The organism is Alteromonas sp. P256 (assembly GCF_036864455.1).
Lineage (GTDB): Bacteria > Pseudomonadota > Gammaproteobacteria > Enterobacterales > Alteromonadaceae > Alteromonas.
On record NZ_JAZETM010000001.1, the window covers coordinates 166,685 to 180,312 of the forward strand.

Genomic DNA, 13,628 nt, shown 5'->3' on the forward strand with positions numbered 1-13,628 from the left:
CCATTTTACGAATGTAATGAAAAAACAAAATTCGGGTGGTGTATTAATTGTTGGCGATTTTAGCATCTTACCGTCTGTAACAGTAGAGCCTTGTTTCAAGAAATATTTACACGTTTGGCAGAAAATGGATTTATTAACCTGAATCATAAAGAACTCAAGTTTAAACATATATTTTGTAAATATTACATAGCCATGTTGATTATATGACAGTTTTGTGTATAGATTAGATGTGCGCAAAAAAGACGCACAGATTAAAATAATTAAAAGTTCTAAGACAACACACAGTCTAGGGAGACTACAATGTTTACAAACCACAAGCTGGCTAAGTCAGTCAGACTAGCTTGCGCTTTCGGAGCTGCGGCTTCCATAGCATTATCCGGTAATGTGTATGCACAAGAAGATGCAGACACCGAAGACGAAAAAGTTGAAAAAATTGAAGTAACAGGTTCTCGTCTACTTTCAAACCCTAACATTGCAGCTGCTACTCCGGTATTAAGTGTATCAGGCGCGGAAGCTGCTGCTCGTGGTAACTTACGTGTAGAAGACTTCGTAAACGTGCTACCGCAGGTGTTCGCCGGTCAGGCCTCTGAAGTATCAAATGGCGCGACAGGTACAGCAACGCTTAACTTACGTGGTCTTGGTGCAAACAGAACTTTGGTGCTGATCGACGGTAAACGTCTTCCATACGGTTCATCTGGTACAGCGGCGGCTAACGTCGACTTAGTACCCACTCAAATGTTAGAACGTGTAGACATTCTAACTGGTGGTGCATCGGCGGTATACGGCTCTGACGCCGTAGGTGGTGTTGCTAACTTTATTCTTCGCGACGATTTTGAGGGCATAGAGTTTGGTGGTCAGTTTAGCTCAAACTATGCAGACAACGATAATGGCCTTTACGAAGGCGTATTAAATGCGGGTAATCAGCCTGTCCCTGGTTCGACTATGGATGGCGATGAAACCCTTATTTATACCATGTTCGGTGCTTCAACAGGCGACGGTAAGGGTAACGTAACCATTTACGCTTCCTATGAAGATAGAAATGAAATTGTTCAAGCAGACCGTATATTTTCTGCATGTACACTTGGTCAAAGCAGCGGCGCGTCAAGCTTTGAAGGTTTAGGCTGTGTTGGTTCTGCCAACTTCCGTTTATTTGGCGGCCCGGGCGGTTTTGCCTTCCAAGAAGAAAACGGCAACATCATTCCTTACGCTGGCGGACCTTCGCAAACCTTTAACTTTGGTGCGCAGAACTTCTTCCAACGTCCTTCAGAGCGTTATCACTTTTATGCAAAAGGCGATTACGATTTAACTGAGAACCTTGAAGCTTACGCTGACTTCTCATTTATCAACAACACCAGTAACGCCCAGATTGCACCAAGTGCATCATTTGGTATTGGTGCTTATGATATAAACTGTGGCAACCCACTTATCCAGGGTAACGACGGTATTGCATTTACAGAGATCTTTGGTTGTTCTGCCGATGATATCGCCAGTGATGCTATAGTGAGCGGTATTACTGCTTCTCACCGTAACGTTGAAGGGGGTCCTCGTGATTCTCGTCTTGAAAACAGCACATGGCGTTTTGTGGGTGGCTTAAAAGGTTTCATAGACGATACATGGTCATGGAACTTATTCGGTCAAATTTCGGAAACTCGCGACCAAAGCGCTTCTACTAACGATTTCGTTGTGGCTAACCTGCAGCAAGCTTTACTTGCTACTACCGATGCCGACGGCAACGTAGTGTGTACTGACCAATCTGGCGGTTGTGTTCCTTATAACATTTTCCAACGCCCAGGCGGTGAGAGCCAAGTTACACAAGACCAACTCGATTTCATTCAAGGTATTGGTATTGTTAATGGTGAAACCTCACAGAAAGTGTTCGGCGCAGACATTCAAGCTAACTTAGGCGATTACGGTATTCAGTTACCTACAGCTGATGACGGCATTGGCCTACTGATGGGTGTTGAGTATCGTAAAGATACACTTGCTTCTTCACCAGATGAGATAAGTCAAATTCAAGGTGGTGGTTTTACTGGTGTAGGCGGCGCAACATTAGCAGTTGAAGGTTCTATTGAAGTTCGCGAGTTCTTCCTAGAAACGCAAATTCCATTACTTTCTGACGCACCTTTTGCTGAGCAATTAGTGCTAAGTGCGCAATACCGCTTCTCTGATTACGACGCTAACGGAAATGGTACAAGCAACAGCTTTGATACTAATGCGTATGGCTATCAATTATCTTGGACGCCGGTTGAAGACGTTAAATTACGTGCACAGTTCCAACGTGCGGTACGTGCTCCTAACGTAATTGATTTGTTCACAGGTCAAAACACAGGTCTTCCTAACCTAAGTCCTAAAGGTACCGATGCAAGTGGTGAGCAGCTATACGATCCTTGTGCGGGTAGCAACCCTCTTGCGTCGCTGGAAACTTGTGCGCGCACGGGTGTAACTGCAGCTCAATATGGCAGCATCCTTGATGTTATTTCTGGTCAAACACAGTCACTAACTGGTGGTAACCCTAATCTATCCCCAGAAACTGCAGACACAGTAACTTTTGGCGCGGTAATTACACCTGAAAGCATTGAAGGCCTTTCAATCAGTATCGATTATTTCGATATTAAAGTTGATGACGCTATCTCTGCCGGTATTCCAGCGCAGACTATCTTTGATAACTGTCTAGAAACAGGCGATCCAACCTTCTGTGGTTTAATCACGCGTTCATCTGCAGGTTCACTTGCAGCAGGTACATTTGGTGTAGGTTTCCAACAAACAAACTTGAACATCGCAACGCTTGAAACATCGGGTGTTGATTTACAAGTTGGCTACAACTTCGACACTGAACTTGGCAACATTAAGCTAGACTACGCAGCAACATTGCTTGATGCGCTAGATACTGTGCCATTCCCCGGTGGCGATGCAGTAGAATGTGCGGGCTTCTTTGGTAATGCTTGTGGTGCGCCAAACCCAGAATACCGTCACAGATTTATGGCAACGTGGAACACTGAGCTAGACATCGATATTACCGCTACATGGAGACACTTCGGTGCAACCGATAACGATGATGAAGGCGATACACTAGAAACTGGCTTCAATGCGATTAACTACCTAGATATCTCGGCGACGTATTATATGTCAGATAACTTTGAGTTAACGCTTGGTGCACTTAACTTACTTGGCGAACAGCCTCCTGTATACTCAGGTGCTGGCCCAGCGCTAGGTAACGGTAATACTTATCCAACTGTATATGATACAAGCACAAACTTCTTTGCTGGTTTAAGAGGTAGATTCTAAAACTGAACCGTGTTGTAAAACACGTTTAGAGCATACTTTTAAAACATAAACATGTAGTAAAAGCCCGAGATATTCTTGGGCTTTTTTTTGCCTTTATTATTCTCAACGTCAACCTTCAGTTTTCTGATATTGTTTAATTATTTAGGGAGTAGAAAAACTTGACTCAACTTGCCTCTACTTAACTTTAACGGCACTAAAATTGTGTATTGCTCAGCAAAGCTATGGAGTAATAAGGAGTAAAAAGCGCCTAGGGTAGCCTAAATACTTTTTTCAATGTATACGGTGACAACCCATTCACAATCAGTGCAGCAATCATTAATACTGCACCAGCGACCACCATTGGCAATAAGGTTTCCTGTAAAATAATTACTGAACTTACATAGCCCACTATTGGAGTCAGCGTTGAAATAAGCACAATTTTTTCAGGAGGAAGCTTTGGCCCAGCCGCCACCATTAACCCAAACCCCACCCCTGTTGCCACAGGACCAATGTAGGTTAATAGAAGCCAGTCTGCCCATGTGTAAAGTGCAAAGTCTGGAATAGGTTCAAAAGCCAAGGCTAATCCCACCATAGCAATTCCTGCGATGGCGAACTGCCAAAATACTGCCTCGATAACGCTACCTTGCCACTTGTGAAATGACACTCTGCGGATTGCTACAGCCCAGAGCGCAGAGGCGACTAACATTCCCAACAACGGTAGGCGTGCGCCCGGCTCACCAGATGCAAACAAAATCATTGCGCAGCCAACGGTGGATATACCGGTAAGTATGAGTCGCTTTGATGGGGCACGATGTTTGTACCATAAGGTGTCAATTAACAACATCCAAAGCGGCGTGGTGTAAATGAGAATACTCGCTGTTCCTGCAGGAATAAACTGGAGGCAGACCGTAATTAGGCCCATAGATAAAATAAATTGAAAAAAAGCGACAACAAGAATGACGGACCTGTCTTTTCGATTCAGCATAGGTAACCGCTTCTTGGTTAACACCACAAAAAGCGCTAATACTGGTAAGCTGAGTAAAAAGCGTAAACTCACCATCCACAGCGGGGAAACTATCTCTAGCCCTACTTTCATTCCAGGCCAGTTAAACCCCAAGCACAGCACGGCAACTAACAGCATTTTAATGCCTTTAGACTGGGTTTTATCTATAGTGGAAGTGTGTTGCATGGTTATTAAATCCAATTGGCTACATTTGCGCTGTTGCTGCGCACTGAAGTATTGAGCACCTTTTATACCAGTCCGCTTAGATAGTTACTCACTCAGCGAGACTTAAAATGTGTATAATCGCGGCGTGCTACCGCAGGTGCACTGGTATTATTTATAAAGAGCGCGACTATAAGGTAAAACTAGCCTAATTGAAATGAAGCGTGGAAAAATGCAAAACGAAATATGACCAAATGGTCAACTTTTAGTTACAGCTTAATAGACTAAGATACCTTTGGGATTCATCATGATAATCGAGCATATTTGCTATCGAAATTGCATGCAAAGTAAATTAATCACCACATAAATGACAAACTCTACGGCTTGGCATTACTCCACTTCATGACTTCACTTCATGACTCCACTTCATGACTAAGGCATTCTCTCTGCCGGTTTCTGTGGGATAGTAATTTTTCCGTGTATCTATATAGGAAAATCCCTGCTGCTTATAAAGAGAGATAGCAACTTCATTACTTTCTCTCACGTCGAGCCACATCTCATCCATGCTGCGACGTTTACATTGCTCTAGTACAAAGGTAAGCAGCGCTTTACCAAGCCCTTTACCTCTTGCTTTTTCATCTACAGCAATATCCATTAACGTAGCTTCTGACAGCACTTCTAGCACAATGGCGAACCCCACTACCTCTTCGTTAAGGTAAGCGAATACGCCATAATAAGGTGAGGTAAGGCAATCTTCAAAAGTAGTAAAAGACCATGGTTCAACCTGCACAGACTCGTGAATGCGATGGGCCTCGGTAAGAGAATCTAATGGCGTATGCGAGTTAACAATCGTCAAATTTGGCACTTGATCTTACTCGCTATTTTGGCTAGTTGATATTAACGCCTGCCATAGATCTCGTTTTTGCTGCGTATTGAGCTGCGTTGGCGGTGCAGGTAAAACTATAGCGTCTTTACGAATACTGAGTGTTGTTCCAATGAATACGTTAACCTGACTCGAAGAGAGGCCTAGCTGCACGCAGGCTAATGTGAGATCAGAAAGCCATGCTGCACTTGCTACTTTCTGACTAGCACTTAGTGGTATACCCAATGGCTGAGACTGAGAACTGGTATCGCTTTGAGTGGGTTGTGGCTTATTGGTGGCTGAGCTTTCTTTAATGGGTGTGCTTTCTTTAGCGGCTGAGCTTTCTTCAATGGGTATGCTTTCTTTATGAGCGGACGCACCACCAACATGGGCTCTTAGCTGATCAAGTCTCGACTGTTTTTCTTGCTGTGAAATAGGCTTGCTAGATACTGGAGCAGTCGCATTTTCTCTAGAAGGCAATTTGGCCGTATTCTCACTGCCCGTATTCTTATTAGCCCCATTATCTTCTTTACTATTTTGTGCGGCAAAATATGCCTCTTTAGATATCCAAACGGGAATACCCATCTCTTGCAAAACAGCGTGTTGATAAGGCGTAATGAGCATAATAATACCGGCAAATTAGATTAATGCTTTAAGCAGAAATAGCGTAGTAATAACGTGTTCATAGTGTACTGCAATGACGTGAGATATTGAATGACTAATCGTTTTTCACAGGCTCTTCTCAATGGGAAAACATTAGAAATGAAGGGATAAATAAAAACGAATAAAAGGAAATTATATTAAGGTTCGAGGCTTTACGATAATTTGTAAAAGTGTAACCAAAAAAACTCAGAAGGAAAGTGGCAGGGGTGGAGGGACTCGAACCCCCAACCATCGGTTTTGGAGACCGCTGTTCTACCAATTCGAACTACACCCCTAGCGCGCTGTGCATTATACGTATGACAATTAAAAGGTAAAGACTTTTTGTTACCTGCCCTGCTCTCATGCTTAATTTACACTCAATGCGTTGAATTTTCATTCAAAAGTGTCTCATTATTCGCTGTCGCATCCATTGCCACGCGCCATAATGCGTTGGTTACATCCACAATGTCAGTGAACAACTTATGCTGCGACAGTGCTCTTTGTGAGCAAATCCCCATTTCTTCGGCGTAGGTGTTAACTAGCTGAACGCTTTGGGCATCTGTAAACCCATTGATTAAACAACATGACGCTAAATCAAAATACCGATTGCCAATGGCAGCGTATTCCCAATCAATCAGAAGAGGGGGTGAGGCTGTCGCTTTTACTACATGCGCTCTCAATAAATCATTGTGGCAAATAACGATGTCGCCCCCGCCAACATTCTCATTGTTTCTGTTTTCGGCATCAGAGTCGCCACAGAACGCTCTTTCGCTATTAATAACGTGCTGTTTTAGCTCACATACTTTATCGAATAAAGCACTTGTCGGCGTTATGTTGGCCACTTCAAGATAATGCTGCCAACGTTCATACAAATTCAAAGGGTGACCGCTAACAGGTAATGCATGAAGCTGTGCTAAAATCTGCGCCATCTGCTGAGGTGTTAACGCCTCTGATTGACTATTTGCCTGCTTATAGTTTTTCTGCACAGAGCTCTCTTGAGCACTAACGTCCTGTTCTATCTGATTGGCGTCACTAGCAATCCACTGCTCTACCCAAATTTTTTCGTCAGCACTCAACCAAATGGGTTCTGGCGCAGCGCCTAAACGCGACAAGGATTGCTGAAGCACAAATTGCTCACGTCGTTTTACGCCACTAAAGTTATCGTCACCAAGCCATTTTACCGCCGCGCTAAGGTTAGCATCTCGTAAATGATACACATGGTTAACCGCCCCGGCAGGACAGCGATACAAACTTGCCTTAGCAGACAGCCCTAGAGGCTTATGTAACAGCTGAAGCAGTTGCTTGTCTGTCATCTTGCGCTTTCCATTGGGAGAACCATTGATAGTAACCAAATATAGAAAATCCCACATACCCTAGGAAAAGACATGCAGATAACGCATACCCTACCTGAAGATATAAATAGGCCGACGCCAAGTTGATAAAAAACCAATACACCCAATTTTGTAAGATTTTGTGGGCAACCATAAAGGTAGTAACAACACTGAGCAAATTAATACTGGCATCTAAGAGTAAGTAATCGCTAATAAACTGTGAGCCCGCAACTTGAGCTAATGCCCACGCAAGCAGCAGCATAGCAGGCACGATTAAACAATGAACCCAAAGAGCCCATGAACGCACAGGCTTAACCTGCCCGTCTGCTGTGCTGCCCTTCGACCATTGATAGTATCCATAGCCGGCCATTGCCATGTAAAACAGGTTCAAGGCAGCTTGAAAGGGAAGCGTGACTTGCCAGAATAACCAGGTGTAAATGCCAGTGCTCACAAATGCACACGCCCAGCACCAACTGTTTTGCTTTGCGGCAAGCAGCACATACCCTAGTGCGAGCACAACGGCCACCCACTCTAATGGAGAGGTGCCCGCTATTTGGGCAATAAAATCAGAAAGAAAGCCGTCCACTACGACGACTTTCTTGATTGCATTGCATCAAAGTTAAGAAATTTGGCGACGAAGATCGCCTGCCCTACTTCCTCGTGTGTCCGTTGCATCTCTTTTCCTAAAATTTCCATTACCTTTGCGTAATCACCAGTGACCTGAGTACTGGTAGAACAGGTGTTAATGCTTAACTCTTTATAGCTATTGAGCCTATCAATAAAATTTTGGATAGGAGGAATATACTCATTCACCAACGGATATAACGACAATTCAACCATCACTTGCATATTCATACTCCCTTAAAATTCATACTTAGCCGTTACGCCAAATTGACGGCCATTACCAAGCTGGTAATACGGCTCTTCAAACGCATATTCATCTCTTGGATCATTACTGAAGCCGCCAAAGCCCCGAGTGTAATACTCTCTGTCAAACGCATTTTGGATCCACACAGAGGTTTGCCAGTTGCCATGGTTTACTACCAGCTCTGAGTTCACCAACGTGGTAGATGGCGACGTCACATTGTGTCCGTCTGAAAAGCGATATTCATCTTTATAATCTATGTCTACTCGCCACGTTACATTGTCGGTTAACGCATATTCACTGTATAGGTTACCTGTCCACTTCGGTGCCTGAGCCTGACGCTGCTCATTAACTTGCGTGCCATCGGCTAACGTATAACCTTCAAATGTGGCTGACAAATATCCTGCACTCGCACTTAGCTGCCAAACATCAGAAACCAACCATGACAACTCAAGCTCAGCCCCTTTGTTGGTGCCAAGATCGGCATTATCAATAATATCGATAAATCCGGCCGTGCCGTCTTCACGAGTAATCACATCAAAGTCGCTAACTTGCGTGTCTGTCCTGTCCATGTAGAAAACAGCAGCTCGCGCCGTTAAGTCAGGGGTTAACAGGGGCCCTTTAAATCCTAGTTCATAATTGACGTTGTACTCTTCATCGAAGAAACGCTGATCGTCGTTAACTCGGTTATCAGGGTTAAAGCCAGGTCCTTTATAGCCACGTGAAATACTGGCATAGTAAAAGTGCTTGCCCAGTGTGTACTGCAATGCCACTTTGCCGCCCAGCATATTGGTATCGTTATCACGGGTTAGGCCACGATTATCCGCAAAATCGAAATCATAGTTTTCTGCGCGAATACCGGCTACCAGTGTTAAATCGTCTCTTAAGCGGGTTTCGGTTTCTAAATAAAGCGCGGTTGTTGTTGGGGCAAACTCACTGGCGTAATCGCTGTCTAAGTACGTATATTGGCGTAGCAAGTTTTCCTCAGTTTGTTTATAGAAAGCCCCTACCGTCCAATCTGTCACCCCATTGAACAACGCCGCATCGCGAGAGGAGACAAAGCGGATTTCACCTGTCTGTGTTTCTACATCGCGATAGTAAGCGTCAAACGATGTATAGCCGAAAGGGTGGAAACCAGTGAACGTCCAATCTTCGTCATAGCCATAGGCGATGTTATGAGAAGCATGTGTCGCAATTAAGATAAGGTCGCCTGCGCCAGTGGTAGTGGTAGAGCGGGCGCTTACTGCATGAGTTTGGTGCTCGTCAAAACCCGGCTCGTCAGACAGTGTTCTGTTGTCATTGTCTAAAGAGAATGCGTCGTAGCCGTTATCAATATCATACCAACGGTAAGCCAATGCCAATGTGCTGTTGTCAGCAACATTTCCATCTACAGCGAAACGAAGCGCAGTCTCATCAATATTATTCGTATCGTCTCTATTTAAAAACGTATTCTCGACAAAACCATCGCTTCGATTGTGCACCAGCGCTACGCGATAGCCCCAATTGGTGTTGATGTCATCGCCGGTTGCAGCTTCAACGCGATAGCTATCTTTATTGCCAATTCGCGCTTCAACATAGTCAGGCGCCTCGCTTCCCGTTTCATTGCTTGACAATTTGACGGCTCCGGCTAGTGCTCCCGTGCCATATAGCGTTGCCTGGGGACCGCGATAAACCTCAAGCTGTTTAGTATCAAATATAATGCCAGACGCAGCGAGACCAGAAAAATCAAACTCGTCAACAATAAAACTGACAGAGGGATTAATCGGTTCGGCAAACTGGCTGCGCTCACCAATACCACGAATTTGAATAAAGCGGCCGCGAGAGGCACCTGCCGCAAAATTTACGTTCGGAATAATATTGAGAATACTGTCAACATGAGAAGGCTGTCTGCTGCGCAAGCGCTCTTGATTCAGTATGGTCGCACTGGCGCTAAGCTGAGCTAGCGTAGTTTGACGAAAATTGCCCGTCACCACTACTTTTTCAATATCGTCAATGGTGTCAGTATTTTCTTGAACGTTATCAGAGGCTTCAGATTGTGCAATCGCGCTTATTGAAGTTGCTAATAATGAGAGTGTGAAAAGTTGTTTGTACATGGGATCTCTTGTTCTCTTAATAAGAAAAAAGATCCGGGTTTAGCGGCAGGTGATCAGGCTATATTGTAAACCATTCCTACGCCGGTATTATCCGGATCAGGTTTAAGGGTTCCCACTAGTGTGGATCTCAGACCGAAAAACGGACACCCCTTGGTATAATTCGCAAGTGACTCATCAGTAATGTGCAGGCTGTTTGAGTTAAACGAGCACAAGTCATTAACTTAACGAACGCCGTGGAGTCTACCACTTCGAAACACGCCGTCAAGCGCAACGCTCGTTAAGCTAAGTTCATATTTAATCTAGGTTATTACAAATCTAGGCCGTTACAAATTTAGCGTAACGAACTAAACTCGACTTAGCTATTCTCTATATTAAGATTGAGCTTGCGCACTTCATCATCAGTTTGCGCAATTAACCCTTCTAATGTCTTTCCATGAGAGGCCGGCTGTCTCGTCTCTGGGTCCACTTTAACGAACACAATATCGTCTGCAAAACAAATCGTCTTTTTAGTCGCTTTATTACGCACTAAGCAGCTCACCGTAATAGACGTGCGCCCTACTGCCTTGGTCTCAAGACCAAACTCAACGATATCGCCCTGTAAAGCTGGTGATTCAAAACTAATTTCGCCAATATGCTTAGTGACCAAACAATTGGTTTCTAACTGACAAATAGCCCATATTGCGGCCTCTTCATCTATCCATTCTAATGCTCTACCGCCAAACAATGAGTTGGCGTAATTGAGGTCGTTTGGCATCACTAAACGCCGAGAAAGAAAGCGCATTCGAATTCCTTAATATAAATCGCTACTATATGCGCTCAATTATACAGAAAAAAACTCTTCATGGCGCTACAACAATTACGTGACTGGCTATTCGCCCCCTACTACACGCAGGCTGAAAAGCAAAAGTGCGATGTAGAATATAATGCAGCATACAATGCAGAACACTATGCAGAACACTATGCAGAATATAATGCAGAATACTATGCAGAGCGGCCACAGATTCATCGCCGACTCCTTGTTATATCTGGCGACGTTGAGTTTATTGGGAATACTATTGATGTATTGCTCGCTGATTTACCAGGCCAGTGCCGTGCAGAAGCGTTTAGCGAGAGCCAACTAAAAGGTAAAAACAGAAAAATACTGTTGGGCTCTGAACGTGATATGGCCATTTTTCATTGCCATGAGTCTTTTAGCCCAGGCAACTTTTTGGCGCTGGCTGGCACAATTACGCATGGTGGTTGCCTCATTGTTACCTGCCCTTCTTTTGATAAGTGGCCGCGGCATCACCATGCATCTTTCATTTCATACGGCTACGAAAGTAATGACAGTGCTTATTTAAAACGATTTATAACATTACTTTTAGATGACAAGCACACCGCAATTCACACCCTTGAAGGTACCCGCCTACCGAATCAAGTTACACCGTATCTCGATGCAAAGCAGGATATGGGTTATTTAGATACTTATCAGAGTAGCCAACACTTAATCCCCTCCTTATTTAGCTCTAAAGACCAAAGAGCGGCATTTAATGCGCTGAGAGACCAGTTTGAAGAGGATAATTTGCATACTCTCGTAGCGGCACCACGAGGGCGCGGCAAATCAAGCCTACTCGGAATATTCATATGGCACTTGTTAAATGAAGGCCAACATATTCTGCTAACAAGTACACTGTTTGAAAACGTGCACTCTGTTTTTCGCCAGATTGACCGAATGTGTCAACAAAATAAAATTTCTACCGACAATAGCAAACATCCGCATGTCGAGCCTTTTTCTTCTTCGAATAAAAATTTGAATAAAGTTTTGGATAAGGCGCCTGAGAAAAAACGGTGCGTTGGTGAGGGAACCCTTGAATGGGTTGCACCTGATAACCCAGCCCTCTTTAACGGCCATTGTGATATCGTCTTTATTGATGAGGCAGCTTCTTTACCTATATCCGTAGTGCTTAATATAATCACAAACCATAAGCAGTGGCTGCTTAGCACTACATTACAAGGCTATGAGGGCAGCGGCAGCGGCTTTATTCATAAACTTATTCCGAAATTACACGCTCACTTAAACGAGAATGGAGATAAATCTGTCAACATTGTTGAGTTACACACACCACTTCGCTGGTTGCACCATGACCCCATTGAACGCTTTATCAATAAAGCGTGTTTATTTGATACAGGTGGTGAAAGTTCAGAATCGTTTCTTGGGGGCGATGACAAAGGCGGCTACAAAACAGCCGCAGCGCAATTAGCCCCTACTCACTCATTTAGTGATATCTCATTAAGCAAAACAAGGTTTCAACGGCTCAGTGAGACAGCGCTAGAGGACGTGATGAAGCTATTAACACTTGCCCATTACCAGACCACGCCTGATGATTTAATGCGTCTCTTAGATAGCCCAGACCTGATTTTGTTTTTACTGTATCAAGGTGGCAAAGTTATTGGTGTAGCGGTTGTTAACGAGGAAGGTGGCGAGAAACTGCGGGACATTGCTGAGAATATAGCAACGGGTGAACGTCGACCTAAGGGACATTTAGGTGCACAGCAATTAACGCTTATGAGCGCAAATCCTGCACTGGCCACGTTGAAGTATTGGCGTATTAACCGTATTGCGGTGAGTCCAGAACTTCAGGGGAAAGGATTTGGTACATTTATTGTATCGACCTTAGAAAAAGCGGCTTACGAAGCTGACATTGATAGCTTAAGTACGTCGTACGGTTCAGAGGATAAACTAGATAGATTTTGGCAACAGAATAAATTTGTGTGCGTACATAAAGGTGAGAAAGCCAACAAAGCAAGTGGTGAAACAAGCGTATTGCGAATTGCGCCTCTTTCTTACCGAGCACGAACACTTTCAACAGAAGTGGCCAGCATATACGACGCTAAGAAAAAGCAAACCACCTATGATTGTCTCTCTGCTTCTTTGCAATTACTTTGTGTTGCCAAACTTCGTCATTTTATAGCGGGTTATCGAAGCCTAGATAACATCTGGGGAGAGATAAATGCAATTGCCCTCTGCAACAGTCTACATCCGACTAGCAATCACACCGCCCCTTTATTTGATGTATTAAGTGAATTGTTCGATAACCAGACTAATGAAAGACGCAGTGAATTGATAAAACTTCTACAACAACCCCGCCCTAACTATGATTCACTCTCATATATGCTGAAAACAAAAGGGAAAAAAGGAACAACTGCTGCGTTAAAAGAAATTATTAACCGCTTTATCATCAAGCTTGATATGGCAGACTAGATACACTGTTATTATCGGCACACTGTTATTAGCGGCACGCTGATATTATCTTGGTAGTAAATAGTTAGGCTGATAGCTGCACCCGAGCAGGCTCTTATTCTTTTCTCTTTATTCTTTCTTCTACTCTCACTTTGACTATAGCTCCAGCCTCCGCATTTATACCGT

The 13,628-nt window shown here is 43.9% G+C and carries 10 protein-coding genes, 1 tRNA gene and 1 riboswitch; of the genes, 2 read left to right on the plus strand and 9 right to left on the minus strand.

From position 1 onward, the window contains the following. Positions 1-300 precede the first annotated feature (300 nt). Positions 301-3,285 (plus strand): TonB-dependent receptor plug domain-containing protein, encoded by a 2,985-nt coding sequence (locus V7R39_RS00710; RefSeq protein ID WP_334027198.1) that lies wholly within the window; start codon positions 301-303, stop codon positions 3,283-3,285. 247 nt (positions 3,286-3,532) lie between these two features. On the opposite strand, the gene V7R39_RS00715 is transcribed toward V7R39_RS00710, so the two are convergent. The 9 genes from V7R39_RS00715 to V7R39_RS00755 all read right to left on the minus strand — a co-directional run bounded on the left by V7R39_RS00715 (position 3,533) and on the right by V7R39_RS00755 (position 11,003). After that, positions 3,533-4,453 carry a DMT family transporter gene (locus V7R39_RS00715; protein ID WP_334027200.1) on the minus strand — a complete coding sequence of 307 codons (921 nt, stop codon included), beginning with the start codon at positions 4,451-4,453 and terminating at the stop codon, positions 3,533-3,535. A gap of 376 nt (positions 4,454-4,829) precedes the next feature. Continuing rightward, on the minus strand, positions 4,830-5,294 hold the full coding sequence (gene rimI / locus V7R39_RS00720) for a ribosomal protein S18-alanine N-acetyltransferase (RefSeq protein ID WP_334027202.1): 465 nt from the start codon (positions 5,292-5,294) through the stop codon (positions 4,830-4,832). A gap of 6 nt (positions 5,295-5,300) precedes the next feature. After that, entirely contained in the window at positions 5,301-5,915 is a 615-nt protein-coding gene (locus tag V7R39_RS00725) for an alanine acetyltransferase (RefSeq protein ID WP_334027204.1), read from the minus strand. A gap of 237 nt (positions 5,916-6,152) precedes the next feature. Next, a tRNA-Trp gene (locus V7R39_RS00730) sits at positions 6,153-6,229 on the minus strand. 81 nt (positions 6,230-6,310) lie between these two features. After that, positions 6,311-7,246 (minus strand): phosphotransferase, encoded by a 936-nt coding sequence (locus tag V7R39_RS00735; RefSeq protein ID WP_334027206.1) that lies wholly within the window; start codon positions 7,244-7,246, stop codon positions 6,311-6,313. After that, positions 7,212-7,850: a nicotinamide riboside transporter PnuC gene (gene pnuC / locus V7R39_RS00740; RefSeq protein ID WP_334027208.1), complete on the minus strand. Its 639-nt coding sequence runs from the start codon at positions 7,848-7,850 to the stop codon at positions 7,212-7,214. Before pnuC ends, V7R39_RS00735 begins: the two co-directional genes overlap by 35 nt. Beyond that, positions 7,850-8,113, minus strand: coding sequence for a hypothetical protein (locus tag V7R39_RS00745; RefSeq protein ID WP_334027210.1), 264 nt, complete (start codon positions 8,111-8,113; stop codon positions 7,850-7,852). Before V7R39_RS00745 ends, pnuC begins: the two co-directional genes overlap by 1 nt. Before the next feature lie 12 nt (positions 8,114-8,125). Further along, complete coding sequence (locus tag V7R39_RS00750) at positions 8,126-10,222, minus strand: TonB-dependent receptor (protein ID WP_334027212.1); 2,097 nt, start codon at positions 10,220-10,222, stop codon at positions 8,126-8,128. 56 nt (positions 10,223-10,278) lie between these two features. After that, positions 10,279-10,383, minus strand: a riboswitch (TPP riboswitch). 194 nt (positions 10,384-10,577) lie between these two features. Next, on the minus strand, positions 10,578-11,003 hold the full coding sequence (locus V7R39_RS00755; RefSeq protein WP_032094467.1) for an acyl-CoA thioesterase: 426 nt from the start codon (positions 11,001-11,003) through the stop codon (positions 10,578-10,580). Between the two features lie 60 nt (positions 11,004-11,063). Here V7R39_RS00755 and V7R39_RS00760 point away from each other — a divergent pair, with 60 nt between their 5' ends. Continuing rightward, positions 11,064-13,463: a GNAT family N-acetyltransferase gene (locus V7R39_RS00760; protein ID WP_334027215.1), complete on the plus strand. Its 2,400-nt coding sequence runs from the start codon at positions 11,064-11,066 to the stop codon at positions 13,461-13,463. The last annotated feature ends 165 nt before the right edge of the window (positions 13,464-13,628 follow it).

Excerpts from the sequence above, each read along its gene's own strand:
- V7R39_RS00715 (WP_334027200.1), bottom strand. The coding sequence starts at position 4,453 with ATGCAACACACTTCCACTATAGATAAAACCCAGTCTAAAGGCATTAAA.
- V7R39_RS00750 (WP_334027212.1), bottom strand. The coding sequence starts at position 10,222 with ATGTACAAACAACTTTTCACACTCTCATTATTAGCAACTTCAATAAGC.
- V7R39_RS00745 (WP_334027210.1), bottom strand. The coding sequence starts at position 8,113 with ATGCAAGTGATGGTTGAATTGTCGTTATATCCGTTGGTGAATGAGTAT.
- V7R39_RS00710 (WP_334027198.1), top strand. The coding sequence starts at position 301 with ATGTTTACAAACCACAAGCTGGCTAAGTCAGTCAGACTAGCTTGCGCT.
- V7R39_RS00755 (WP_032094467.1), bottom strand. The coding sequence starts at position 11,003 with ATGCGCTTTCTTTCTCGGCGTTTAGTGATGCCAAACGACCTCAATTAC.
- V7R39_RS00760 (WP_334027215.1), top strand. The coding sequence starts at position 11,064 with ATGGCGCTACAACAATTACGTGACTGGCTATTCGCCCCCTACTACACG.
- V7R39_RS00725 (WP_334027204.1), bottom strand. The coding sequence starts at position 5,915 with ATGCTCATTACGCCTTATCAACACGCTGTTTTGCAAGAGATGGGTATT.
- V7R39_RS00735 (WP_334027206.1), bottom strand. The coding sequence starts at position 7,246 with ATGACAGACAAGCAACTGCTTCAGCTGTTACATAAGCCTCTAGGGCTG.